The organism is Pseudomonas cuatrocienegasensis, assembly GCF_900110925.1.
Classification (GTDB): Bacteria; Pseudomonadota; Gammaproteobacteria; order Pseudomonadales; family Pseudomonadaceae; genus Aquipseudomonas; species Aquipseudomonas cuatrocienegasensis.
The window spans coordinates 104,312-129,633 of record NZ_FOFP01000002.1 but is presented as its reverse complement, the minus strand read 5'-3'; the positions used below and the strand labels follow the sequence as shown (position 1 = coordinate 129,633).

21 protein-coding genes are annotated in these 25,322 nt (G+C 56.3%); all 21 read left to right on the top strand.

The window, feature by feature from the left end:
* The first annotated feature begins 8 nt into the window (after positions 1–8).
* Positions 9–1,112, top strand: a complete 1,104-nt coding sequence (locus BMW49_RS03475) for a flagellar basal body P-ring protein FlgI (RefSeq protein WP_069515909.1) — start codon at positions 9–11, stop codon at positions 1,110–1,112.
* A gap of 12 nt (positions 1,113–1,124) precedes the next feature.
* On the top strand, positions 1,125–2,297 hold the full coding sequence (flgJ, locus tag BMW49_RS03470) for a flagellar assembly peptidoglycan hydrolase FlgJ (RefSeq protein WP_069515908.1): 1,173 nt from the start codon (positions 1,125–1,127) through the stop codon (positions 2,295–2,297).
* A gap of 8 nt (positions 2,298–2,305) precedes the next feature.
* A complete protein-coding gene (gene flgK / locus BMW49_RS03465) occupies positions 2,306–4,342 on the top strand; it encodes a flagellar hook-associated protein FlgK (protein ID WP_069515907.1) in 2,037 nt (678 codons plus the stop codon).
* A 76-nt stretch (positions 4,343–4,418) separates the two neighbouring features.
* Positions 4,419–5,666 carry a flagellar hook-associated protein FlgL gene (flgL, locus tag BMW49_RS03460; RefSeq protein WP_069515906.1) on the top strand — a complete coding sequence of 416 codons (1,248 nt, stop codon included), beginning with the start codon at positions 4,419–4,421 and terminating at the stop codon, positions 5,664–5,666.
* Positions 5,667–5,780: 114 nt separating this feature from the next.
* Positions 5,781–6,785, top strand: coding sequence for a UDP-N-acetylglucosamine 4,6-dehydratase (inverting) (gene pseB / locus BMW49_RS03455; protein ID WP_069515905.1), 1,005 nt, complete (start codon positions 5,781–5,783; stop codon positions 6,783–6,785).
* Positions 6,782–7,726 (top strand): class I SAM-dependent methyltransferase, encoded by a 945-nt coding sequence (locus BMW49_RS03450; RefSeq protein ID WP_139133780.1) that lies wholly within the window; start codon positions 6,782–6,784, stop codon positions 7,724–7,726. Before pseB ends, BMW49_RS03450 begins: the two co-directional genes overlap by 4 nt.
* A gap of 5 nt (positions 7,727–7,731) precedes the next feature.
* On the top strand, positions 7,732–8,892 hold the full coding sequence (gene pseC / locus BMW49_RS03445; RefSeq protein ID WP_069516214.1) for a UDP-4-amino-4,6-dideoxy-N-acetyl-beta-L-altrosamine transaminase: 1,161 nt from the start codon (positions 7,732–7,734) through the stop codon (positions 8,890–8,892).
* Entirely contained in the window at positions 8,889–9,596 is a 708-nt protein-coding gene (pseF, locus tag BMW49_RS03440) for a pseudaminic acid cytidylyltransferase (RefSeq protein ID WP_069515903.1), read from the top strand. The genes pseC and pseF overlap by 4 nt, the downstream gene beginning before the upstream one ends.
* Positions 9,593–10,600, top strand: a complete 1,008-nt coding sequence (gene pseG, locus BMW49_RS03435; RefSeq protein WP_069515902.1) for a UDP-2,4-diacetamido-2,4,6-trideoxy-beta-L-altropyranose hydrolase — start codon at positions 9,593–9,595, stop codon at positions 10,598–10,600. The genes pseF and pseG overlap by 4 nt, the downstream gene beginning before the upstream one ends.
* Complete coding sequence (locus tag BMW49_RS03430; RefSeq protein WP_069515901.1) at positions 10,597–11,262, top strand: PglD-related sugar-binding protein; 666 nt, start codon at positions 10,597–10,599, stop codon at positions 11,260–11,262. The genes pseG and BMW49_RS03430 overlap by 4 nt, the downstream gene beginning before the upstream one ends.
* 21 nt (positions 11,263–11,283) lie before the next feature.
* A complete protein-coding gene (locus BMW49_RS03425) occupies positions 11,284–11,874 on the top strand; it encodes a hypothetical protein (RefSeq protein WP_069515900.1) in 591 nt (196 codons plus the stop codon).
* Positions 11,874–12,797 carry a ketoacyl-ACP synthase III gene (locus BMW49_RS03420; protein WP_069515899.1) on the top strand — a complete coding sequence of 308 codons (924 nt, stop codon included), beginning with the start codon at positions 11,874–11,876 and terminating at the stop codon, positions 12,795–12,797. The genes BMW49_RS03425 and BMW49_RS03420 overlap by 1 nt, the downstream gene beginning before the upstream one ends.
* 5 nt (positions 12,798–12,802) lie before the next feature.
* Complete coding sequence (locus tag BMW49_RS03415) at positions 12,803–13,027, top strand: acyl carrier protein (protein ID WP_069515898.1); 225 nt, start codon at positions 12,803–12,805, stop codon at positions 13,025–13,027.
* Positions 13,028–13,032: 5 nt separating this feature from the next.
* Positions 13,033–14,073: a pseudaminic acid synthase gene (gene pseI / locus BMW49_RS03410; protein WP_069515897.1), complete on the top strand. Its 1,041-nt coding sequence runs from the start codon at positions 13,033–13,035 to the stop codon at positions 14,071–14,073.
* A gap of 27 nt (positions 14,074–14,100) precedes the next feature.
* On the top strand, positions 14,101–14,559 hold the full coding sequence (locus tag BMW49_RS03405; RefSeq protein ID WP_069515896.1) for an adenylyltransferase/cytidyltransferase family protein: 459 nt from the start codon (positions 14,101–14,103) through the stop codon (positions 14,557–14,559).
* A gap of 15 nt (positions 14,560–14,574) precedes the next feature.
* Positions 14,575–16,194, top strand: coding sequence for a hypothetical protein (locus tag BMW49_RS03400; RefSeq protein ID WP_139133779.1), 1,620 nt, complete (start codon positions 14,575–14,577; stop codon positions 16,192–16,194).
* 171 nt (positions 16,195–16,365) lie between these two features.
* Positions 16,366–17,652: an ATP-grasp domain-containing protein gene (locus BMW49_RS03395; RefSeq protein ID WP_069515894.1), complete on the top strand. Its 1,287-nt coding sequence runs from the start codon at positions 16,366–16,368 to the stop codon at positions 17,650–17,652.
* A 20-nt stretch (positions 17,653–17,672) separates the two neighbouring features.
* Entirely contained in the window at positions 17,673–19,148 is a 1,476-nt protein-coding gene (locus BMW49_RS03390) for a glycosyltransferase (protein WP_069515893.1), read from the top strand.
* Between the two features lie 137 nt (positions 19,149–19,285).
* Entirely contained in the window at positions 19,286–20,398 is a 1,113-nt protein-coding gene (locus BMW49_RS03385) for a DegT/DnrJ/EryC1/StrS family aminotransferase (RefSeq protein WP_069515892.1), read from the top strand.
* Between the two features lie 25 nt (positions 20,399–20,423).
* Positions 20,424–21,713 (top strand): CDP-glycerol glycerophosphotransferase family protein, encoded by a 1,290-nt coding sequence (locus BMW49_RS03380; protein WP_244168302.1) that lies wholly within the window; start codon positions 20,424–20,426, stop codon positions 21,711–21,713.
* Between the two features lie 12 nt (positions 21,714–21,725).
* Positions 21,726–25,250, top strand: coding sequence for a glycosyltransferase (locus tag BMW49_RS03375; protein ID WP_069515891.1), 3,525 nt, complete (start codon positions 21,726–21,728; stop codon positions 25,248–25,250).
* Positions 25,251–25,322 lie beyond the last annotated feature (72 nt).

The following is a 25,322-nucleotide window of genomic DNA, read 5'->3' as shown; positions in this document are numbered from 1 at the left end:
CTGACCCCATGACTTTTCGCACTTGGCTTATCGCTGCCCTGACCTTGCTGCTGAGCGCTGCTGCTCAGGCCGAGCGTCTGAAAGACCTCGCCTCGATTCAAGGCGTGCGCAGCAACCAGTTGATCGGTTATGGCCTGGTGGTGGGGCTCAACGGCACCGGTGACCAGACCACCCAAACGCCGTTCACCGTACAGACCTTCAACAATATGATGGCGCAGTTCGGCATCAAGGTCCCGGCGGGCGGCAACGTGCAGTTGAAGAACGTCGCGGCCGTCTCCATCCATGCCGACTTGCCCGCGTTTGCCAAGCCTGGACAGACCATTGATGTGACCATCTCATCGATCGGTAACGCCAAGAGCCTGCGCGGTGGCAGCTTGCTGATGTCGCCGCTCAAGGGCATCGATGGCAATGTCTATGCTGTCGCCCAGGGCAACCTGGTGGTGGGCGGGTTCGATGCCAGTGGCGCTGATGGTTCGCGTATCACCGTCAACGTGCCGTCGGCAGGTCGTATTCCCGGTGGCGCCATGGTCGAACGGCCAGTGCCGAGCGGTTTCGATCAGGGCAATACCCTGACCCTGAACCTCAATCGCCCGGATTTCACCACGGCCAAGAATATCGTCGACCAGATCAATGGCCTGCTCGGCCCGGGCGTCGCCCAGGCCGTCGATGGCGGCTCGATTCGGGTCAGCGCACCGTTGGACCCCAACCAGCGGGTCGACTACCTGTCGATCCTGGAAAACCTCGAAGTAGAAATCGGCCAGGCAGTCGCCAAGGTCATCATCAACTCGCGTACCGGCACCATCGTCATCGGCCAGAACGTTCGCGTGCAGCCGGCTGCAGTGACCCATGGCAGCCTGACCGTGACCATCACTGAAGATCCTATCGTCAGCCAGCCGAATGCGCTCGCTGGCGGCGATACCGCAGTGGTGCCGCGTTCGCGGGTCAATGCCGATGAGGAGGCTAAACCCATGTTCAAGTTTGGCCCAGGCACCACGCTGGACGAGATCGTACGCGCGGTTAACCAGGTGGGCGCAGCCCCCTCGGACCTCATGGCCATCCTGGAGGCGCTCAAGCAAGCCGGCGCTCTGCAGGCCGACCTGATTGTGATTTAAGGAGCCGCCATCATGGACTCTCGACTCTCCGCAGGCCTTGCCGGTACCAGCACCCTGGACAGCGGCGCCTACAGTGACCTCAATCGCCTTAACCAACTCAAGGTTGGCGGTGACAGCGAAGGCAACATTGGCAAGGTCGCCAAGGAGTTCGAGTCGCTGTTTCTCAACGAAATGCTCAAGGCCATGCGCTCGGCCAACGAAGTGTTCGGTGAAGGCAACTTCATGAACAGCAACGAGAGCAAGACCTACCAGGACATGTATGACCAGCAGCTGTCGGTGACCCTGTCGAACAATGGTAACGGCATCGGTCTGGCTGAGGTGCTGGCCCGGCAGATGTCCAAGATGACTGAAGCCGCTCCGCGTGCGAATCCTTTTGCCCAGGTTGATGAAGCAGCACCGCGGGCACCGAGCAAGCCTCTGGCCAAGGTCGATGCCTCGCGTGATGACAGCGGTGTGATCAATCAGCGGCGCTTGGCTCTGCCGGGCAAGCTCACTGACCGTCTGCTGGCCGGTATCGTGCCCTCTGCGGAGGCCACAACATCGCCATCAGGCCTCGCCCAAGCTGACTGGGTGCCTGCCAAAACGTATGCCGCACCGAGTGACAAGGCGCTAAGCCTGGCCGACAGCGACGCCATAACCGGTCGTCGCGTGGCGCAGCCACCTCTGGCTCCGGGCAAATCCGCGTTCACCTCCAAGGATGACTTCATCGCGGCGATGTTGCCGATGGCTGAGCAGGCAGCCGAGAAGATCGGCGTTGACCCGCGCTATCTGGTGGCACAAGCGGCGCTGGAAACTGGCTGGGGCAAGTCGATCATTCGTCAGCAGGACGGCTCCAGCAGCCACAACCTGTTCGGCATCAAGACCCATAACAGCTGGGACGGTGACTCCGCTCGGGTGCTCACCACTGAGTACAAGGACGGCAAACCGGTAAAAGAGGCCGCCTCCTTCCGCGCCTATGAGTCCTACGCCCACAGTTTCGATGACTACGTCAGCTTCCTGCAGGGTAACGGGCGCTATGAGAAAGCGCTGGCCAGCACCGAAAACCCCGAACAGTTCGCTCGTGAACTGCAGAAGGCCGGTTACGCCACCGATCCGCAGTACGCCCGCAAGGTCGCGCAGATCGCCCGGCAGATGTCGACCTACCAGACTATCGCCGCCAACGGCGTGGCCGCTACCCAGGGATGACATGAATCATGGCTGACCTTCTCAATATTGGCCTGTCCGGGCTGGCCGCGAACAAGACTTCGCTGGCGGTCACCGGCCACAACATCACCAACGTCAACACGCCGGGTTACTCGCGCCAGGATGCCGTGCAGGCCACGCGCGTGCCGCAGTTCAGCGGTGTGGGCTATATTGGCTCCGGCACCACCCTGGTTGATATCCGCCGCACTTACAGTGAGTTTCTCAGCACCCAGGTGCGCAGCAGTACAGCACTGAGTGCCGATGTAGAAGCCTACAAAGCGCAGATCGAACAGCTCGACTCCTTGCTGGCAGGGACGACCACCGGTATTACACCGTCGCTGCAGTCGTTTTTCTCGGCCCTGCAGACCGCTGCCGAAGATCCTGCCAACATTCCGGCGCGGCAGTTGGTGCTCTCCGAGGCCGAAGGTTTGGCCAAGCGCTTCAACGTGGTGTACGACCGCGTCAGCGAGCAGAACGAGTTCATCAACAAGCAGATGACGGCCGTGACCGAGCAGGTCAATCGCCTGGCCACCTCGATCGCCAGCTACAACGATGCCATTTCCATTGCAGCGGCCAACGGCAAGCAGCCCAATGACCTGCTCGATGCGCGTGACGAGGCCGTTCGACAGCTGTCTACCTATGTGGGTGTGACGGTCGTGGCGCAGGACGATAACGCGATCAACGTGTTTGTCGGCTCTGGCCAGCCACTGGTTGTCGGTAGTGCGGCAAGTCGCCTTGAGGCTGTCGCCGGCAGCGATGACCCCACGCGTTTCGAGATTGAGTTCGTCAGTGGCGGCTCGCGGCAGGGCGTAACCTCGTTGCTGACCGGCGGTGAACTGGGCGGCCTGATCCGCTACCGCAGCGAAACCCTCGACCCAACACTCAACTCCATCGGCCGCCTGGCCCTGGGTGTCTCGGATCAGGTCAATAGCCAGCTGGGGCAGGGGCTGGACTTGAAAGGCCAGGTGGGCGCAGCACTGTTCGGCGATTACAACGATCCGGCGACGGCGCAACTGCGGGTACGTGCGTTCAGCACCAACACCAGCAACGTACAACCGGCCTTGAATATCACCGATACGAGCATTCTGACGACCAGCGACTACCGCTTGGAGTTCGATGGCACCCAATATTCGGCCCGGCGCCTGAGTGATGGCGCAACCCTGACCGTCAACCCCAACCCTCCAGCGACCTATCCGGCAGCGCTGAGCTTCACCGATTCCAGCGGCCGTGACCAAGGTTTTCAGATCGCTCTGGATTCTGCGCCAGCAGCCGATGATCGCTACTTGCTGCAGCCCACCCGGCGTGGGGCGACCGCGATTACCGCGGTGCTCGATCAGCCCGACCAGTTGGCCTTCGCTGCGCCAGTGAGATCTGACGCCAACGTGCAGAACCGCGGGACCGCGACTATTGGCCAGCCTGCCTTGCAAAGCACCGGCAGCAACATTAACCCCACCACGTTGCAGGCAGCGTTACCGGTTACCCTGACGTACGATGCCGTCGCCGCTGACTTTACCGTACCTGCCGGCGCCACGCTGACACGCATCAACCCCAATGATGGTACGCCGGCGACACCGGCCACCTTCCAGTCTGGGCAGCAGAATACCTATGAGCTGGAGCTGAGCGACGGCAGCCGGGTGCGTATGTCCCTGAGTGGACGTCCGGAAAACGGCGATACCTTTAACCTGTCGTTCAACCAGAATGGTGTCTCGGATAACCGCAATGCCTTGGCCCTGGCGGACTTGCAGAGTAAGGCAACAGTTGGCGTTGACCCAACGATTACCGGTATAAGCACGGGGAGCAGCTTTGTCGACAGCTATGGCGATACGGTCGAACGTGTCGGCACCCTGACCGCTCAGGCGCGACAGGACAGCCTGGCGACTACCTCGATTCTCAAGCAGGCGACCGATAACCGCGACTCGCTGTCGGCCGTCAACCTTGATGAGGAAGCCGCTAATCTGATCAAGTTCGAGCAGTACTACAACGCGTCGGCGCAGGTCATTCAAGTTGCGCGCTCGTTGTTCGATACCCTGATTGGTGCCTTCAGGTAACGGCAAAGGCGGCAGTTCACTGATGGTCAGCTAACGGACGGCGGGCGTTGCCCGCATATCCATGAGGTAAGGTTTCATGCGCATCTCCACGATCCAGGCATTCAACAATGGCGTCAGCGGCCTGCAGCGCAACTATGCCGACGTGACGCGCACGCAGGAGCAGATCAGCACCGGCAATCGTGTTCTCACGCCTGCCGACGATCCGGTAGCGTCCGTGCGTCTGCTGCAACTCGAGCAGCAGCAGAGCGTATTGGGGCAGTACAACGAGAATCTGGTTGCGGCCGACAGCAGCCTGACCCAGGAGGAGGTCACGCTCAACTCGGTCAACACTATCCTGCAGCAAGTGCGCGAGCTGGCGGTGCAGGCAGGTAACGGGGCGCTGAGTAAGGAGGACCGAGAATCCATCGCCGCGGAGCTGGGTGAGCGTGAAGAGGAGCTGTTCGCGCTGGTCAACACGCGCAACGCGCGAGGCGAATACCTGTTCTCGGGGTTTCAGGGCAAGACACAGGCCTTCGTGCGAGATGCAGACGGCTTCTACAGCTACCAGGGCGACGAAGGCCAGCGCAAGCTGCAAATCGCCAGCTCCCTGCAGGTGGCCATCAGCGACAGCGGCAAGGCTATTTTCGAAGACATCGTCAATGCCGGCCGCCTCGACGGCGCGCTGGATCTTACTGGCGCACCCGGCTCTACGCTTAGCGCCTCGGCACCCCTCGTACAGGATGAAGTGGCTTTTGGCAGTACACCGCCGTTTCCGGAAGCCGGTGTCGAAATCATCTTCGGCAACCCCGATGCCAATAGCTATGAGGTCTTCGAAATCGGTGCGCCCGCACCGGCGCCGGTGCTGGCCAGTGGTTCCCTCGACGATGACCCGGACACCAGTGATCAACTGGTCTTTCGTGGCGTTAGCATTCTGTTTGACGGCACCGCTGTGGGGGGCGAGAGCCTGCAGGTCACGGTCGACCCGACGCGGCAGAAGCAAGGCATTCTCGATACCATCGCCACCCTGCGCCGCACCCTGGAAGATCCCGCCAGCACCGAAGCGCAGATCCGCGATAGCGTTGCGGTGGGGCTCACCAACCTGGATAACGGCATGGTCAACGTTGACAGCGTACGCGGTGAAATCGGTGCGCGGCGCAATGTGATCGATACCACCCTCACTGACAACGAGGACGTTGCTCTGGTGAACAAAGGCATCCAGGCCGACCTGCGTGAGCTGGACTATCCTGAAGCCTTGTCACGACTGTCTTTCCAGTCGATCATCCTGGAAGCGTCACAGCAGAGTTATGTGAAGATTGCCAGTTTGAATTTGTTCAGCAAGATGTGATTTTTTATCTGCTGTGCGGGTGGGCGATCAGGTTACTCTAAACTCAGTATTGCCCCAGATCGCCCTGCTAATGCTCGGTCTGCTTCTTTATACAGAAGACATAAAGAGACTCGAATGTTCAATGACAAGACCATCCTCATAACCGGCGGCACAGGTTCCTTTGGACGCACGTTCGTCCCTATGACGCTAGCGCGCTACAACCCCAAGAAAATTATCATCTTGTCCCGTGATGAGATGAAACAGTGGGAGATGGCAAAGGGCTTCGATCGAGATCCGCGGGTACGCTTCTTCATTGGTGATGTTCGCGACAAGGAACGCCTTTACAGGGCCTTGGATGGCGTTGATTATGTGGTGCATGCGGCCGCTACCAAAATAGTTCCGACGGCGGAGTACAATCCCTTCGAGTGCGTCAAAACCAATATCATCGGCGCGATGAACCTTATTGATGCCTGCATTGATAAAGGTGTCAAAGGTGTGGTTGCACTCTCTACTGATAAAGCCAGTAGCCCGATTAACCTGTATGGGGCCACGAAGTTGGCGTCGGATAAGTTGTTCGTAGCGGGCAACTCTTATTCGGGTGAGCATGGTTGCCGCTTTTCCGTCGTGCGCTATGGCAATGTCATGGGCTCAAGAGGCTCCATTATTCCGCTTTTCCTGTCGCTGAAAGGCAGTGGTGTATTGCCCATTACCGATGAGCGCATGACACGCTTCATGATCTCGCTGGAAGAAGGGGTCGAGTTGGTATGGCAGGCCTTCAATGATATGGAAGGCGGCGAGATCTATGTAAAGAAAATTGCCTCAATGAGAGTGACGGATATTGCGGATACCCTGGCGCCAGGTGCTCGTCATGAAATCATCGGCATTCGTCCGGGTGAAAAGCTGCATGAGCAGATGATTGGCACTGAGGACTCTTATAATACTTACGAGTACGACGGCTTCTATAAAATTCTTCCGGCAATCAATAGTTGGAATACCTGTAAAAAACGGATCAAGGATGGTCGAAAGGTGCCTGAAGGGTTCGTTTATTCGAGTGAAACCAATAGCGAATGGATGAGCACAGAGGCACTAAAAGGCTGGCTGAGTAAGTACGAGGCAGCTCGTGGTGAGACCTCGCTGTGAGCGAACGTATGTCGGGCAAGATGTTTTCAGGGAAAGCTAAGTTTGATTTGCGGCTTCTCAAAGAAGCCTATGAGCGTGGTGAAAACATTACAAAGCTACTCAGGGATGCCTATGAAAGTCCTCAGGGCGTCAATGATATTGACACCATTGAAATCGCTTACGAATTACAGGCAGGCAGTTATAGTCAGGGTGCGCTTAACAATTACGCCCAGCTTTCACTGCGTGCGCAAGAGCTTGCGCTGCATCTGTGCAACCACCTTCGTCCGCTTGATGTAGTCCTTGACTGCGGTACAGGTGAAATGACAACGCTGTCATGTGCCAGCCAGAAACTACCCGCCAGTATCAAGCTCATGGCATTCGATCTGTCACCCAGCCGTTTGAATATCGGCCGACGCTTTGCTGCGCGGGCCATGCGAAGCGATCTCTTCGCAGGTCTGGAAGTCTTTGTCGCTGCCATGGAGCGCATCCCGTTACCCGATAATGCCGTGGATATCATTACCAGCAATCATGCGCTTGAGCCGAACTTTGGGCGAGAGGTGCAGTTGTTGCGCGAGATGCTGCGCGTTAGCCGGCGAAAACTGATTCTGTTCGAGCCATCGTTCGAAGATAACTCTGCGCAGGGGCAGCAGCGAATGCGCGAGCTCGGTTATATTCGTGGGCTGGCAGAGCATGTCGCAGCGGCGGGTGGTGTTCTGCTTGATAAGGTTGCCATGCAAAATATTGCCAACCCGTTAAACCCGACGTTTTGTTATGTCATACAGAAAGCTGAGTGCCAGAGCAGCTCGACAATTGCCTCCACTCGCTTCATCTGTCCCGTCTCAGGGAGCGTGCTCGATGATCGAGGTGGCTATCTGTGGAGCGCCGCGGGGTATGCCTACCCGAAGATCAACGGTATGCCGTTGTTGCGAGAAAAAGACGCCATTCTGATGTGTTATGAATAATGGCTATTATCCCGTACGGGCGGCAGGACATTACAACGGCGGATATCGATGCTGTCGTCGAGGTTCTGCAATCTGACTTTCTGACTCAGGGGCCAATGGTGCCTCGGTTTGAGCTAAGCGTGGCCGAGCATGTGGGGGCGACCCATGCAGTAGCCGTCAATAGCGCCACATCCGCCCTTCACATCGCGTGCCTGGCGCTCGGATTAGGGCCTGGAGACAGTCTCTGGACGACGCCAATTTCCTTCGTGGCGTCAGCCAACTGCGCCCTCTACTGTGGCGCTCGTGTGGATTTCGTCGATATTGATCCGCGTACCTATAACCTGTGTCCATTGGCGCTGGCGCGCAAACTGCAGGCTGCCGAACTGAGTGGCCACTTACCCAAAGTCTTGGTACCTGTGCACTTGGCTGGTCAGCCATGTGACATGCAGGCCATCCACGCGCTTGCCCAGCGATACGGCTTCAGGGTGATTGAAGATGCGTCCCATGCCGTGGGGGGCAAGTATCAGGGCTCATTCATCGGTGATGGGCGTTACAGCGATATCACCGTGTTTAGTTTTCACCCTGTGAAAATCATCACCACCGCCGAAGGCGGCCTGGCAGTAACCAATAACCCTGAGCTCTTTCAGCGCATGAACCTGCTGCGCAGTCATGGCATTACCCGTGATCCTGAGCACATGCAGGGCCTCGCTCACGGCCCGTGGTATTACGAGCAGGTCGAGCTGGGTTTCAACTATCGCATGACAGAATTGCAAGCCGCGTTGGGCGTAAGCCAGATGACGCGACTCGACGACTATGTTGCGCGCCGGCATACGCTTGCTGCACGTTACGATGAGCTGTTGTCGGATCTTCCGCTGACGCTGCCTTGGCAGCACCCTGATAGTTATTCTGGTCGGCACTTGTATGTGGTGCGCCTGAAACTCAACGAGGTTGAACGTACTCACCTCGAGGTATTCGAGGCGTTACGTGCTGCCGGTATAGGGGTAAACCTGCACTACATCCCTATTCATATACAGCCCTATTATCAGCGGATGGGTTTTGCCGCGACTGATTTCCCTGAGGCGCTGCGTTATTACCACGAGGCGATCAGCCTGCCCCTGTATCAAACGCTCGAAGAGGCGCAGCAGGATCGAGTCGTCAATGCCCTGCGTGAGGCGCTCGGCCAATGAGTGTCCTGGTGATCCCCGCCCGGGGCGGTAGCAAGCGAATCCCGGGCAAGAACATCCGCCCCTTTTGCGGTAAGCCAATCATCGCCTGGTCCATTGAGGCCGCGCTTGGTAGCCAATGCTTTGACCGAGTTATCGTCTCTACGGACAGCCCGGAAATCGCCGCCGTGGCCAAGGCGTGGGGGGCTGAAGTGCCTTTTGTACGCCCTGCCGAACTGAGCGGGGACTATACGGGAATGCGAGACGTGCTTCGCCATGCGCGCCTGTGGCTGCAAGCGAACGACAGCAACTCCCATCAGCTGATCGGTGCGCTCTTGGCCACCTCACCCTTTATCAGCGCGCAGCGCATTCGTAAGGCGATCGAAATGCTTGAAGCCTGCGATAAGCAGCGTGCATTTCTGGTCTGCGCCTTCAATTACCCGGTGCAACGTGGATTTCGCCTGAGCCGCGATGGCTCTCCAGAAATGCTGTTTGCAGAGCACCTGAGTACTCGCTCGCAGGACCTTGAGCCTGTCTACCATGATGCGGGTCAGCTCTATTTGAGCAAGCTATGGGGGCATGACGCAGACGACGCACCTTACCTCGGCGAGGGGAGCTTACCGATCGTTTTGCCGGGCCACCTGGTTCAGGATATCGACACTGAGGAAGACTGGGCACGCGCCGAGCTGATGATGCGTGTGCTCCTGGAAATGGGCGAGTTGCAATGAGTTTGCCCGCCGTTCTGTTGTGTTGCGATGCGTCTGCGCAGAAAGGCCTGGGGCATTTGCAGCGTTGCATGGTGCTGGCCAAAACCTTTGTCGACGGAGGCGGGCGGGCATTTATCCTGTGCAATGGCCACGTCGACCTGACGCTTTTTCAGCCGCTATCAATCGAGTTGCGAGTTTTGGAGCTCTCCCCAGAGCAGGAGCGACAGGAACTGGTCGAGTGGGTTGCCTACATCGGCGCGAACCTATTGGTGATCGATCACTACCGTGCCACACCCGCTTATCAGCAGATGCTGCAGTCTTTGGGCGTGCCCTGGCTGCAATTCGATTACCGGCATGCGTTTGCTATTCAGGCACGCTGGGTCGTCAATATCACCCCCTGTGCCCGTGAGGCGGACTATGCCCCACTCACGGAACCTGCCTGTACGCTGTTGCTGGGGCCTCGTTTCGCCATTTTACGAGCGGAGTTCATCAACCCTGAGCCCTTGGCCGTAGGGCCGCTACGCCGGGTGTTGATCATGCTGGGTGGGGGCGATGACGCGGGTCTCGCCGAGAAACTTATCGACTGGTTGAGTGACGTGACCATCACTGTCTGTGTGGTCACCACAAGGTCAAATCCGGGCATGCCAAGGCTGATGGCGCGCGCTACCGCACTAGCACAGGTCGAGGTGTTGGTTGAGCCGAAGAATATTGCCGCGTTGATGCGTAGCGCTGACCTCGCCATCTGTGCAGGGGGCACAACGACGTTCGAGCTGGTTAGTCAGGGGGTGCCCTTTCTTTCTGTGGCCATGGCGGACAACCAGGTCGAACTCTGTCACGCCTGGCATGCTCGTGGCGTTAGCATCCATATGGGGCTGGGCCGTTCGTTGAACCAGGAAGCGTTTCGGACTCACTGGGAAAAAATACAGCCTGTAGCGACGCGCCAGGCTATGCGCGAGAGCGGTCGTGGTCTGGCCGATAATCAAGGCGCGCAACGCATTCGAGAGGCTGTTGAAAAGTGTCTATGAACGAAACTGCACAGCAGAAGCCCGTGCCGATTGTGATTCTGGGCGGAACCGGTAATGGCCTGGTAGCCGCGCAAGTTATCAAGGATATGCAGCGTGCCGGCCAGGCAGTCGAGATGCTCGGTTTTCTCAATGACCACCAAGGGCAAGACGAGCACATTGGCGGTTATCCCATTCTGGGGACTACCCGTGAGTGGGCCTCATTAGCCGAAGATGTGCTGTTTCATTGCAGCTTGCTCGGTGTCGGTAATGTACAAGCGCGCGCCGCGCTGTTTGAAAGTCTGGAAATCCCCGAGGAGCGCCTTGCCACGCTTATTCACCCCACAACCTGCATTGCTGATGATGTGGTGATAGGGCGGGGTGTGATGATCTGTTCATTCGTGACGTGCCAGCCTGGTGCGCGCATTGGCCGGCTGGGCAGTATTCGCGCTGGCGCGAACATTGGCCATGATGCGACCTTGGGTGACTATGCTTATGTAGGGCCCAATGCGACCCTTTGTGGGTATGCGACTGTGGGTAAGGGAGGCTATGTGGCGCCGAATGCGGTATTGAGGGATCGAACGGAAATGGGTGAGTACGCCGTACTGGCGGCAGGGGCTGTCGCCTTCAAGGATATCGAGCCACATTCGACCTGGATCGGTAACCCGGCTAGACGTGCTGTTTGATTTTATAGTGGAGCTATCTGAATGAGTGTGCCTTTAGTGCTGGCTTTTAAAGGCTCTAGGTCCTATCTACGCGGGAGTGATATCTATCAGGCCCTCGCGCAGTGGTGCCTTGTCGAGTTTGGTAGCAACGCATACGTGAATAGACTGTCTTTTCGGCGTCTTGCAAAAAATGTTTGTTATGTCGTTAGGCAACCTCCTAACTCAGACTCTCTGGTCGGCGAGGGGGCAATATTAATTGCCGATAATCAGCATTTTTTTTGGTTAATGGAAAGCAAAGAACCAGTCATTGAGCGATATGCATTTGATGAAGAGCAGATCGTCGCTACCTCCAGCATGGATATAGAGAAACGCACGATTAGGTTAAGCACTGTAAGTGATTATGAGCTCAGTGAGGTGGTCGCCCTGACCAAACAGCTCAACTATGCGATTTCACCCGAGGTGGCTGGGAACTGGTTGTTCGGGCAGCTCCAGCTTGAAATGCCCTTGCAGAGGGCGGGACGTCCTTTACGTATCGTGATGCGCTCGTTGCTGGCTAACCGCTTCAGCGTCAACGATATTTATTATGGCGACCAGCGGGTTGGCAATATTCGCTTCATCGTCGGGAAACCCTAATGATCGGTATCAAGGCTATAGCCAGCTATTTACCTAGTGCTTCCATCGATAACCTGCAGCAGGGTGCCAAGTTCGGTGAGGACGAGGCATTTATGCGTAGCAAGATTGGGGCGCTGCAATTGCCCCGTAAAGGCGAGGCTGAAGATACATCTGATCTGGCCGCAGCCGCGGTGAACGCGTTGATGCTGAAACAGCCCGCTTTCGATTTGGCGAGTGTGGATGCGCTCGTTGTAGTGACTCAGAACGGTGATGGCAGCGGCCTGCCGCATACGTCAGCCATTGTGCAGGAAAAGCTGGGCCTACCTAAGACCGTCGCAGCGTTTGATATTTCGCTGGGCTGCTCAGGCTACGTTTATGGACTCTATGTGCTGAAAGGCTTTATGCAGGCTAGCGGCCTTGCCAACGGCGTGCTGATAACAGCCGACCCTTATTCGAAGATCGTTGACCCTGAGGACCGAGTGACCTCGCTATTGTTCGGTGATGCGGCTACAGCGACCTGGTTGGGCACTGACCCTTATTGGGCATTGGGCGATGTGGCCTTTGGTACTGATGGCTCAGGCGCTGAGCACCTGCGAGTAGAAGGCCAGACCTTGCAGATGAACGGCCGCCAGGTCTTCAATTTTGCCGCCTTGCAAGTGGCGCCTCATTTGAACAAGGTGCTGGAGCGTGCCGGTTTGACGGCCGATCAGGTCGATGCCTTTTGTGTGCATCAGGGCAGTGCAGCCATTGTCGAGGCGATTGCAAGGCGCTTCCCCACTGTCTCCTCTCGTTTCATTCTGGACATCGAGAAAACAGGTAATACCGTTTCGTCATCCATACCCTTGCTGCTGGAGAAACACGCGTTCGGCAACGAGTGGAAGAATGTGGCCATCAGTGGATTCGGTGTGGGTCTTTCCTGGGCCTCCGCGCTGTTGAAAAGGTAAAAATTATGTTGACTGAAGAACAGGTAAAAGCGGCCATGCGGGCAGCCGGTATCAGTGTCGATATTGATGCGATCGGGCTGAACGATAAGTTTCGTGATCACGGGCTCGATAGCCTGGATGTGTTCAACCTATTGATCGAGCTGCAAGCCGAAACCGGGCGAGAGGTGCCGGATAAGGATGTACCGTTACTGGACAGTACGGCGGCGATCCTGAATTACTTCAAGTCCTGATCCCCATGAAAAGCCGCAATGGCAGCACATTTATAATCGCCGAAATATCTGCCAACCATGGCAGCTCATTCGAGGTGGCAGCCAAAACCGTTAGGGCCATTGCGGACGCCGGTGCCGATGCCGTCAAGGTGCAGACCTACAAGCCCGAGTCGCTGTGCCTGGATGTCGATAATGAATATTTCGGCCCCAAACGCGAGGGGGCCTGGAAAGGCATCAGGCCCTGGGATCTCTACCGCGAAGCGGCCATGCCCTACGAGTGGCAGCCCCGGCTCAAGGACATTGCCGATGAAGTCGGACTGCTGTTCTTCTCCAGTCCCTTCGATTTGCACGCGGTGGACTTTCTCTCGGGCTTACAAGTGCCCTGTTACAAGATTGCCTCGTTTGAAATCACCGATATTCCCCTGATTCAAAAGGCTGCGAGCATGGGAAAGCCGATGATCATGTCTACAGGGGTCGCGGATGAGTCCGATATTCGGGCTGCCATCGCCGCCTGTCGCGCTGTCGGTAACGATGACATCACCTTGCTCAAATGTACGTCGGAGTATCCCGCGCGAATTGCTCAGGCCAACCTGAGCATGATTGCGGATATGCGAGCGCGTTTTGGCCTGCCGGTTGGTATATCCGATCACACCATGGGTAGCCTGGTACCCACGTTAGCCGTTGCGCTTGGGGCGACCATGGTGGAGAAGCATTTCATTCTTGATCGTGCTCAGGGAGGCCCGGACTCGGCGTTCTCCATGGAGCCTCTGGAGTTTGCGCAAATGGTCGAGCAGGTGAGGGCGACCGAGCAAGCGCTGGGTGTGGTGGATTACCGCGTCAGTGAAAAAGACCGGCTTCGGCGCAGGTCGCTGTTCTGGGTCAAGGCCATCGCTAAGGGCGACATTATCACCGCCGAGCATCTGCGTTCTCTGCGACCGGGGCATGGCTTGCCGCCTCAGCATCTTGATGCGCTTATCGGTAAACGGGCAGCCCGCGCCGCCTTGTTGGGTGAGCCTACTGACTGGACCGATATCGAGGGTGGCGAGCATGGCTGCCAAGCGAGTTGAAGGCTCAATCCTGACTGGGAGAATGGTATGCCTTTGACGGCTATTACGTACGGCACCTTCGACATGTTCCACATTGGCCACTTGCGCCTACTCGAACGCATACGCGGCATGAGTGATCGGCTCATCGTTGGGGTTTCCACGGATGAGTTCAACGCGCTCAAGGGCAAGAAGGCGATGATTGCCTATGAGGAGCGGCGCGATATCGTTGCTGCGCTGAGGTGTGTAGACCTGGTCATTCCTGAGCACACCTGGGGACAAAAGGCCGCCGATATCGAACAATACGCTGTGGGGCTCTTCGCCATGGGCGGCGACTGGGCAGGACGCTTCGATGAGCTGAAGACGCTGTGCGATGTTGCCTATCTCGAGCGCACCCAAGGCGTGTCCTCCACCGAGCTGCGCACCTCGCTCAAACGTGTATTGGAAAAGGAACAGGACCTGGCGGACATGTTCGAGCTGCTCAAGTCCCTGCGCCGAGGTATGGACTGAATGGGGGCGTATGTAGTGACGGATAAACAGGCCTACGAGCTAATGCACGCCCACCATTGGAGAGAGGCTTTCACTTACTGGCAAACATCATACCGATCGGGCGCTGTGCTTCAGAGCGCGCAGCTCAACGCCTTGGCCAAGTGCTGTGAAATGCTTGATGAGTGGGATCAGCATGAAGCAGTAATAGAAGAGGGGTTGCGACGTTATGCAGAGAACGCTGATTTGCAGGCGCGTAATCGTTATCGGCAAGCGCTAAAACTTTACCAGGCCGAGCGCTGGGCATCGGCGTACGAGCACCTTGAGCAACTGCGTTCTTGTAATCCAGCTGAGTGGCCATTCGCCCTTAGTTACTATCGTTGGCAAGCACTGCTCATGATGCAAGTCTCGGCGTTGCCTACCGAGCAACTGCAGCGCTGTGCGATTGCTGAGGCTAGCCTCTTTAAGAATGCCTGTATTTTTTCCCGTCAACTGGCAGGCTTCGAATGGGTCATAAGGCTGTCTGGCTGGGATGCTTCGATCAAGTATGATTTTCTGCTTGTTCATCAGCAACTGGTTGAGGTATTCAAGAATCATGACCGGCAACTCGCTGCATTGCGGACAGAGCCTGTGGTCGCAGCTGTCGGCAAGCTAGCAGGTTTTTTGCGAATTCATCCGTTTGTGATTGATGAGATTCCCACCGGTTACCTGCATTTCTACGCTCGACTGCTGCTCATGCATGGATTCACCGACCTGTACGTCGACTACCGTCAGGCGTTCATCACGCGCATAGCTGCTTTCGGTGATTCGCGTATTCCCAGTTTGGTCGAACAGCTGTTCAGGGTTGCCCACGACAATGAGCGTGATGCTACACAGGTTGAAATTTTTGTACGTGATCTCTTGGAGCAGGTTGATGCGAGTGCGAACAGTGCACTGAGCAAAGTCCTGGCTGTTTCTGAGCTTTACCGTCAGCCCACTATGGATAGTGCTTACCTTCGACTTAATGAAAATCATGCTTTCGCTTCACTGATCTCAGGTAAGAGTATTGCTATTGTTGGGCCAGCTGATGTCGGGCTCGACAATGGCCAGGATATCGACAGTTTTGATCTGGTCATTCGTTTCAACCATCGTGCCGAGCTTCAGTTGAACCCCGTTCAATTTGGGTCGCGCACCGATATCAGTTACTACGGCAGCACTACTTTGAATTTGCATCAACGTTATCTTGAGTCTGATAACAGTCTGCAATGTATGGTTGTTGAGGAGTTCGATCTAGCGCGTTTCGAGTGGTTGAAAAACGTGCGATTGCCAATTCGTGAGCACTTGCGTGCCTGGAGCTTCGACAGTCCCTTTTTGTTCGGTGCGCCTAGTGCGATTCAGCGTACCCTGATGGATATCCTACGTTTTCAGCCGAGACAGGTTAAGGTTTTCAACATGAACTTTTACCTTAATATTGGCTACGCCGGCGGCTATGGTCGTCAAGATTTCAACATCTTCCCCGCGCTTTCCATCCACGATCCGGTCAGCAACTTCGTCTTCGTGCAAAAGTGTGCCGCGGCCTGGGGCGTGGAGACGGATGCGGTATTATCGGAGATCCTGCAGCTTACGCCCGCGCAGTACCTGACGCGCCTGTGGGCGTCGCACAGTCGGTTTGTCAATTGATGCATGCGCTGGACCGTTGTTCTTCTCATTCGAGGGTCGTTTGCTTTTTGGACTCTAAGGAAACGCTGAAAAAGTCTCTGCTGCGCGAAATCATCGCCCTGCGACCTGGATGGTTGCAGGGCTGTATTTTTCGAGAAAGGATTTTTCAGACCATCCCTACAGGTAAAGCGTGTGGCAATTAAAGTTCTGGTTTTCCCCTGCGGCTCGGAAATTGGCCTGGAGATTCACGCTGCGCTGAAGTACAGCAAAGCCGTAGAGCTGTATGGCGCTTCATCGGTGTCCGACCACGGAGCGTTCGCCTACCTCCGCTACCGTCAGATTGATGCGCACGTACAGTCGCCGGACTTCATTGAGCAGTTGAATGAGTTGATTCAGGAGTGGGGGATCGACATGATTCTACCCGCTCACGACAGTGTGGTTCTCAAGTTGGCCGAGTGTCGCGATACGCTGTTGGCAACGGCTGCTGTGCCGAGTGCTGCGGTTGCAGGAGTCTGTCGAAATAAGAACAGCACCTATGCTCGATTGAGCGAGGCCGGGTTTGATTTTATCCCAGCAGACATTAGCGGCCTTTCCGATACCTATCCCATTTTTGCCAAGCCAGCTGTTGGGCAAGGCTCCCAAGGCGCTGAAGTCGTGCATGACTATCAGCGTCATCAGCAATTGCTGGATTGCGGCATCGAGTATGTGTTCTCCGAGTATCTGCCAGGGGCTGAGTATACGGTCGATTGTATTAGTGATTCAGCGGGGCGCCTGTTGCACTTTTCACCTCGCGAGCGGAGTCGTGTCAAGTCCGGTATTAGTGTGCGTACGCGTCCGGTTCGACTTGCGCAGTCAGTTGAACGGATCGCCGACAGTATCGCGAGTACTTTTTGTTTTAAAGGGGCTTGGTTCTTCCAGATCAAGTGCGATGTGCAGGGGCGCTATAAATTACTTGAAATCGCCCCGCGAATAGCTGGCTCGATGGGGCTATCTCGCAATCTAGGAATAAACTATCCGCTACTCAGTGTTTACGCCTATGCCGGGTTGGCATTTGAGGTATTGCCCCAGGATTATCCTCTTGAGATGGATCGCGCCTTACAGAGCCGTTTCAGGACGGGCCTGCAATATGACTGCGTTTACCTCGATCTGGATGACACGCTGATCATCAAGGGATCGGTGAATACACTACTGATGGCATTACTGTATCAGTGGGTAAATCAACAGGTCTCTGTCATCCTGATCACCAGGCATGCCCAGTGCCCGCGGGCTACGTTGGCGCAGTACAAAATCAGTGAGCACTTGTTCAGCCAGATTATCCATATCGTCGATGGTTCACCTAAGAGTGATGTGATTGAGCGTCGCCAGGGCGTTCTGTTTATTGATGACTCCTATCGGGAACGCTTGGATGTCAGTCGCCAGGTAGGCATTCCCGTGTTTGATCTGGATGCTGTCGAACAACTCTTGGATTGGCGTGCCTGAGCTGTCCTTGGAGAAGCCCAATGCAACCGCTGCTTTCCATCGTAGTACTGGTGTACAACACCGCTGAATATCTACCGGCCTGTTTCGATTCGTTGCTTGGCCAGAACTATCGAAACGTGGAGATCATCGCCATTGATGACAGCAGTACCGATGATAGCCTTGCAATCTGTCGTCACTATGAGCAGCGCCATGCAAACTTCCGCTGCCTGACTCAAACCAATGGGGGTGGAGCCGTAGTCGGCAATCTGGGGATTTCCCTGGCGCGTGGCGATTATGTGGCGCTGGTCGATTCCGACGATGTGGTTACTGAGGAAGGCTATAGCCTGCTGATTGCCGAAGCCTTAGCCAGTAGCGCGGACATCGTCATCGGTCGGGCCACGCGCTTGATCGACGACCAGCATTCTGCAGCCGGGTTTCTTTACGAGCCTTTGGTCTGGAGTCAGCATCGGCGTATCTCCTCAGTTGATGAGTTCCCCGAACTGCTGCATGACGGCTTCTACTGGAACAAGATCTTTCGCCTGGCGTTCCTGCGCGAATACGGTCTGGGTATGGTGCCGGGGTTGCTCTATGCCGATCGCGAGTTTGTACACAAGGCCTACTTTTATAGTCGCAGGACTTCAATCATTACTGCACTGGTCTATAAGTGGCGCACTCGCCCTGTCGGTGCAGGTGCTTCCATCACCCAGAGCACCACGCAGGTATCTAACTTTCTTGATCGCATTCGTTCTGTGGAGATCGAGTGGCACGACTTCGATGGCATACCCGCCGCAGAGACATACCGTCGGTTGATCGCCGTGACTAATCTGCAGCGAGCGCTGCAAGTCATCAATGCGATCATTCGTTCACCTGAGTTTCGTCGCGTATTCATCACCGCCATTCAGCGCTTGCTAAGTCTGTTCGGAGATCTCGATTACCGTGCATTAGGTGTTCGACGTGTGCTCTATCTGGAGCTGATCAAGCGTGATGAGGTCGCTGGGCTCTGTTATCTGTTGGCTCTGCCGTTCCATGGTCACGTCCTGGCGATTGATGGCCACGGTTACTGGCAACAACCCTTTCTCGATAATCCTGAGCTAGGCTTGTCACCTGAGACCTCTCGCATAGACTTTCCCACGATCGGTTTTTTTCGAGTGGGGGGGTGGTCGCTGAACAGCTCGCAATTGACGCTTGAGCTGGAAATACACGATACGATCATGGCGCATTGTGAGGTCGAGTTTGCCATGCAGTCATTAGACGGTAGCGCTGAAATTACATTTCAATCCCGTGGACTCAAAGGGCCTGGCATGTACATATTTAGTGTGCAATTAAATAGCGCGCGAAGTGGTTCCTTATACGGGCTTGTTTTGCGTTACCGCAGTAGCGTCGGTAATGGTCAGTACCGTCTCGGGGGGCAGCTTTTGACCGATTCAGGTGCGGCCGTTCTACCGTTGAATGCCGACAATGGCTATCAGTTGCTCTATTCTGCGCCAATGGGGGGGGTCAGCTTGCGCACTCCCTGATCAGTCAATGCAGGAGTGGGTATGTTGCTTGCACAAGAGTCCACATCGGGCAATTACCGGGAAGCTGATGTCATTTTTATGACGCCTTCCAGCCCTAGGTTTTTTCAACTGAAGACTCCACGTCTTATGGCCAGCCTATGAAAAGCATTCCCGTCACCAGTCCATTGTTACCGCCGCTAGAGGAGTTTCTTCCCTATCTGGAGGAAATCTGGCACAGCCGCATTCTGACCAATGGCGGCAGCATGCATAAGGCGCTGGAGCGTGAACTTTGCGATTACCTTGGGGTTGAGCACATTGCGTTGTTTGCCAATGGCACTTTGGGGCTTGTTACCGCGTTGCAGGCATTGCGTATCAGCGGAGAAGTGATCACCACGCCTTATTCGTTCGTGGCAACGGCGCACTCTTTGCTTTGGAATGGCATAAAGCCCGTTTTTGTAGACATTGATCCGCTCACCATGAACCTGGATCCTGCCAAGATCGAGGCAGCCATTACGCCTCAGACTACTGCGATCATGCCGGTGCATTGCTATGGCACGCCTTGTAATGTCGAAGAGATAGCCCGCATCGCTGACATATACAACCTGCGAGTGATCTACGATGCGGCCCATGCTTTTGCTGTTCGTGACGAAGGAGGAAGCGTTCTGCGGCATGGCGACCTCAGCGTACTGAGCTTTCATGCGACCAAAGTATTCAACACCTTCGAAGGGGGGGCGATCATCTGCCCCGATGCCAAGACGCGTGAACGCATCAATAACTTGAAAAACTTCGGATTCGTCAACGAAACCACAGTCGTTGCCCCAGGGATCAACGGCAAGATGAGTGAGATCAACGCAGCCTTCGGCCTTCTTCAACTCAAACACATCGACCAGGCGCTAGAGCGTAGGCGAGCCATCGCAGCGCTTTATCGCTCACTGTTAGATCCCGTGGTTGGCGTCAGATGCCCTACGCCCTTCACCAAAGGGGTTGCGAACAATGCCTATTTTCCGGTTCTGATTGATGATGACTATCCTGAGACGAGGGACGTGCTGTTTCAGCGTTTGCGCGCGCAGGGTGTCATGGTTCGTCGATATTTTTATCCGCTGATTAGCGAGTTTCCGATGTACCGGGGTTTACCTTCGGCCGCTTCTGCCAATCTACCTGTGGCTTCCGATGTGGCTCAACGTGTGCTTTGTTTGCCTATTTATCCGGATTTGTCTCTGGCTGACGTACGACTGATTTGTGAGCTTGTCATTGCGGCAAGCGAGGTATGAGTCACGCGATGGAGTGTCTGTTCAGTTGAGTGGTTTCTGGCGTCAGGTCATCGCTTCAAAGGTATTGGTCGAGCGTCTTATTCTGCCTCTGTGGGCTATTTTCGATAGATTTGTACCCAAGCGTTGTGAGCGGTGGGCGTTTTTTGTTCATCCGCTGAAAACAAATCAGTTTGTCGAAAATGCCCGAGCGGTTTACGAGGAAGTGAAAAACGATCCCGGTATCTGCAAGCTGATTTTTTGCAGGGGCTGTGACGCTGCGTCGTTACGACTGGAGTTGGGGCCTAATACCCGTTTGATCGAGTTGCAGACGCTGTCCGGCTTGCTGCAATTGTCACGCTGCGGGGTCTATGTACTGACTAATTCTATTGCTATGGATATCTCCTGGCGCTGGCTCGACGGTGGTTTCTCCGTGTTAAGGGCCAATCTCACTCGTCGAATAGTGATTAATCTCTGGCACGGTATTCCGCTCAAACGATTGTTCGCCCTGGTCAGTCCCGAGTTACAGAAGCGTGCCGACCGCACTAACTATCGACGCCTTGAGCGTGCGCACTATGACGGACTGGTCTGTTCGTCAGACGTCGACAGTTATGCCATGGCAGCGATGTTTTATCCCATCGAGTATTCCCGCCTATGGATTACCGGCCTTCCACGCAATGATTTCCTGCGCATGGCCTATGCGGATTTGCCTGGCTTTCTGCGTGACGATGTCGACGTCATACGTCGTTGGAAAGGCAGCCGGCGCTTGATTACCTATGCGCCGACGTTCCGCGACAGTGAGGTGACGGCCTCTCAGTGCTACCAGTTCAGCGATGATGAGATCGCGCAGTTACGTGCTTTGATGGTCAAGCACAATGCGATCTTCGGCTTTCGTATGCACTATTTCCGCAAAGGTGAGCAGCTATTCAATATGGAGCGCTTTATCGATGCCGAGACCATCATCGATTTGGGGCATGGGGCGATTCAGGAGATTGCGCCCGTGCTGCGCGAGTCGGATGTGGTGGTGACCGATTATTCGTCTGTCTATATCGATGCGCTTTACATCGATAAACCAGTGCTGAGCTTTGCCTATGACCTTGAGCACTACCAGACCCAGCAGAACGGCCTGCTCTACGACATGGCAATAGCCTTTCCAGGACCTGTGGTCAGTGATTTTAGTCACCTCCTTGAGGCACTGGACCGAGAGCTGTCCTGTGCACAGCAGGTCGAAAGCGACCGCTATCAGATGATCAAGAAACTATTCTTCAACTTTCAGGATGACCGTAATTCCGCGCGAGTGGTGGAGCGCCTGAAAGCACTAACGGCAAAGGGGCAGTAAGTGGCAGAGAACATGAGCAACGCGGGTAATCCGCTGGTCAGCGTCGTCATGCCAGCCTACAAGGGCATTTATCTGACGGAGGCGCTTGAGAGTCTTCAGCGGCAGACGTATCGGCCGCTTGAATTGATCATTTGTGACGATGCCCGCTCGGATGAAGTGCAGGATGTTGTCGATGCTTTCCGGCCTTTTGCTGACTTCCCCATTCAGTACCAACGTAACGAAACTCGGTTGTGGGAAACCCGTAGCACGGCGCGTGCAGTCGCGCTGGCCAGCGGTGAGTACGTCAAGATTCTGCACGACGACGACATGCTGCACCCTGACTGTATCGCCTCGCTGGTCGCCGTCATGCAGGACGATCCGGGAATTGCTATCGCCAGCTCGCGCCGCCGCCGGGTGGATGAAGAGGGCAACCCATTGCCCGATACCCTGGCGACGGTGTATCCCTTTCGGGACGATGTCGTCATCAATGGCGAAGACCTGATTTCCTTTCTCGCCGACCACACCATCAACTTCATCGGTGAGCCCAGCACCGTGCTCTGCCGCCGTAACGACTTGCTCGACTTCGGTGATCAGCTGTCGGTGCTCAATGGTGTGCGGGTGACCTGGGTCGCTGACCTGGCGCTGTATGTAAAGCTATTCAAACGCGGCCATTTGGCCATGCTCGCTCGGCCACTGACAGACTTTCGCGTATCCCGTGATCAGTTCAGTCAGCTGGGCCGCGACAAGCCTGGTGTCGGCGATAAGGGGCACCAGGATTTTCGCCAGGGTATTCGCGACCTCGGTTGGTACCGCAGCGGCAGCAAGACACGCATGGTCCAGGTGGCGCCTATCACCCGGCTGAAAACGCGTGTGTTCAAACCCCTGGACATACTCGCAGCAATATACAAAGCGGCCGGGCAGAGCGGTACGTCACTGAGTGCCTGGCTCGCCGCACGCAAACCGTCACCAGAACAGATGCCATTGATCGAGCAGCGCCTGCAGTCCCATGGCGGCGGCCCACGTTTTGGTGTGCTCTTGCTGGATCGTACTGGTGATACGCAGGCGCTGGAACGCAGCCTGGTCAGCCTCGAAGAGTCCAATCTCTATCGCAATATCGACGTTCAGGTTGTCTCGCTGGCGGGCCTGTCAGCCTTGCCTGGTCGTTCGCTTACGATTATCCCTACCAACTCGGCTTCCACGGTCGAGACGCTCAACCGCGTCATACAAGCGCTACCCGTGCACTGGTGCCTGCTCGCTGAAAGCGGAGTGACGTTCACCAGCAGTGGCTTGCTGATGACGGCCCTGGAGCTGATTGGCAATGAAGCGTGCGTTGCGCTTTATGGTGATGAGCTGGTGCGTGGGGACGATGGCGAGGTGGGTGTTGCCCTGCGTCCTGACTTCAACCTTGATCTGTTGCTGAGCTTTCCTGCCAGTACCGCGCGCCACTGGCTGTTTCGCCGGGATGAGTTGCTGGCGTTGGGCGGCTTCAATGTGCAGTTTGACGAAGCTTTTGAGCTGGAATACATCCTGCGTTTGATTGAGCAGCGCGGCTTGAATGGCTTGGGCCATGTCAGCGAGCCGTTGCTGGCTGCTGACGCGTTTGCCCTACGGGACAGCCCGCAGGAGCGTGAGGTGATTGAGCGTCACCTGCAGGCCCGTGGTTATCAGCAGCCGCAGGTGGCGTCGTCTCAAGCGGGGCGCTATCAGCTTGAATATGGTCACGATCAACACCCTCTGGTCAGCATCCTGGTCCCGCTCAAGGATCAGCTGGTGCGGGTGCAGCGCTGTGTGGAAACCGTGCTGGAGAACACCGATTACCCGCACTACGAGATCCTCCTGCTGGATCTGGGCAGCGAGGAGCAGGCCACGCTCGAGTGGCTGAAGGCAATCGAGCAGATTGGCGAAGAGCGCATCCGCGTCTTGCAGTTCAGTGGCGATACATCACGCCAACTGGCGTGCAATGCAGCGATTGATTATGTCCGTGGCGAGGTGTTGCTGTGGCTGGATGCCGGGTCTGCTGTTGTCGATGGTGACTGGTTACGGCAATTGCTCAATCACGCGCTACGGCCGGAGGTCGGTGCGGTGGGGGCGAAACTGTTGTCGGCAGACGGACGTATTCATCACGCTGGTTTACTGCTCGGCTTGCTCGGGCCTGCCGGGCGGGCATTTGAGGGTTTGGAGCATGATGCAGCAGGTTACATGCAGCGGCTGCAGGTCGAGCAGAATTACTCGGCGCTGAGCGGTGAGTGCCTGATGATCCGTCGTGAGCTTTTTGTCGAGCTGGGCGGTTTTGACCAAGATCCATTGATGGCGCGCTGGAGCGATGTCGATCTGTGTCTCAAGGCGCGGCAGGCCGGCTACCTGAATGTCTGGACGCCCCGGGTGCAGCTATTGATCGACAGTGAGCGTTCTGCATCCGCCAGCCACGAGCAGGAAGACGCGATGTATGCTCGCTGGCTGCCCATTCTGGCGCGCGATCCTGCCTACAATGCCGGGCTTTCCCTGCAAGTCGAGCAAGGGTTCAAGCTGGCCGACCCCCAATTGGCCTGGCGACCGCTACAAGCCTGGCGGCCGGTTCCGACCATCCTTGCGCACCCGGCGGATCTCTACGGGTGCGGCAACTATCGGGTTATCCAGCCCTTCTCGGCGATGAAGCAGGCGGGGTTGATCGATGGTGCCTTGTCGGTGGGCTTGTTGCATGTGGCTGACCTGGAACGCTACGAGCCCGATGCAGTGCTGCTGCAGCGTCAGATCGGTGAGGCGCGCTTGGAAGCGATGCGCCGGGTGAAAGCCTTTTCCAAGGCCTTCAAGGTTTACGAGCTCGACGATTACCTGCCCAACCTGCCGCTAAAAAATGCTCACCGCCAACATATGCCCAAGGACATTCTCAAATCCTTGCGTCGCGGCCTGGCCTATGTCGATCGGTTTGTCGTGTCCACCGCGCCTCTGGCCGAGGCGTTCGCGGATTTACATGCGGATATTCGGGTGATCGAAAACCGCCTGCCCGTGCAGTGGTGGGGTGGTTTGCAGAGCAAGCGCCGGGTTTCTGCGCGACCGCGCGTCGGCTGGGCGGGCGGTTCGAGTCATACCGGCGATCTTGAGATGATTGCTGACGTGGTCAGTGAGCTGGCTGGCGAGGTCGACTGGGTATTTTTCGGCATGTGCCCTGACAAACTGCGTCCCTATATGAAGGAAGTGCATGCCGGGGTTGAAATAAACCGCTACCCGCAGGCCCTGGCGAGTCTGAATCTTGATCTGGCCTTGGCGCCTGTAGAGCAGAACCTGTTCAACGAATGTAAAAGTAACCTGCGTCTGCTGGAGTACGGGGCTTGCGGTTTCCCGGTGATCTGCAGTGATGTGCGCTGTTATCAGGATGGATTACCCGTGACGCGGGTCAAGAACCGTTTCCGTGATTGGGTGGATGCCATACGTATGCACCTGGCCGACCTCGACGCTTGTGCACAGGCGGGCGATGCGCTACGCAGCGCAGTGCAGCGTGACTGGATGCTTGAGGGCGATAGCCTGCAAGTCTGGCGAACGGCCTGGCTTCCCGATTGATCTGCAAACGCATCAGGCCGCTTACGAGCGGCCTGATGCGTTTTAAGCAATGGCTAAAGCTAGGGCTGATTG

Coding starts and splice junctions, on each gene's coding strand:
- BMW49_RS03475 (WP_069515909.1), top strand. CDS start 9: ATGACTTTTCGCACTTGGCTTATCGCTGCCCTGACCTTGCTGCTGAGC.
- flgJ (WP_069515908.1), top strand. CDS start 1,125: ATGGACTCTCGACTCTCCGCAGGCCTTGCCGGTACCAGCACCCTGGAC.
- flgK (WP_069515907.1), top strand. CDS start 2,306: ATGGCTGACCTTCTCAATATTGGCCTGTCCGGGCTGGCCGCGAACAAG.
- flgL (WP_069515906.1), top strand. CDS start 4,419: ATGCGCATCTCCACGATCCAGGCATTCAACAATGGCGTCAGCGGCCTG.
- pseB (WP_069515905.1), top strand. CDS start 5,781: ATGTTCAATGACAAGACCATCCTCATAACCGGCGGCACAGGTTCCTTT.
- pseF (WP_069515903.1), top strand. CDS start 8,889: ATGAGTGTCCTGGTGATCCCCGCCCGGGGCGGTAGCAAGCGAATCCCG.
- pseG (WP_069515902.1), top strand. CDS start 9,593: ATGAGTTTGCCCGCCGTTCTGTTGTGTTGCGATGCGTCTGCGCAGAAA.
- BMW49_RS03430 (WP_069515901.1), top strand. CDS start 10,597: ATGAACGAAACTGCACAGCAGAAGCCCGTGCCGATTGTGATTCTGGGC.
- BMW49_RS03425 (WP_069515900.1), top strand. CDS start 11,284: ATGAGTGTGCCTTTAGTGCTGGCTTTTAAAGGCTCTAGGTCCTATCTA.
- BMW49_RS03420 (WP_069515899.1), top strand. CDS start 11,874: ATGATCGGTATCAAGGCTATAGCCAGCTATTTACCTAGTGCTTCCATC.
- BMW49_RS03415 (WP_069515898.1), top strand. CDS start 12,803: ATGTTGACTGAAGAACAGGTAAAAGCGGCCATGCGGGCAGCCGGTATC.
- pseI (WP_069515897.1), top strand. CDS start 13,033: ATGAAAAGCCGCAATGGCAGCACATTTATAATCGCCGAAATATCTGCC.
- BMW49_RS03405 (WP_069515896.1), top strand. CDS start 14,101: ATGCCTTTGACGGCTATTACGTACGGCACCTTCGACATGTTCCACATT.
- BMW49_RS03390 (WP_069515893.1), top strand. CDS start 17,673: ATGCAACCGCTGCTTTCCATCGTAGTACTGGTGTACAACACCGCTGAA.
- BMW49_RS03385 (WP_069515892.1), top strand. CDS start 19,286: ATGAAAAGCATTCCCGTCACCAGTCCATTGTTACCGCCGCTAGAGGAG.
- BMW49_RS03375 (WP_069515891.1), top strand. CDS start 21,726: ATGAGCAACGCGGGTAATCCGCTGGTCAGCGTCGTCATGCCAGCCTAC.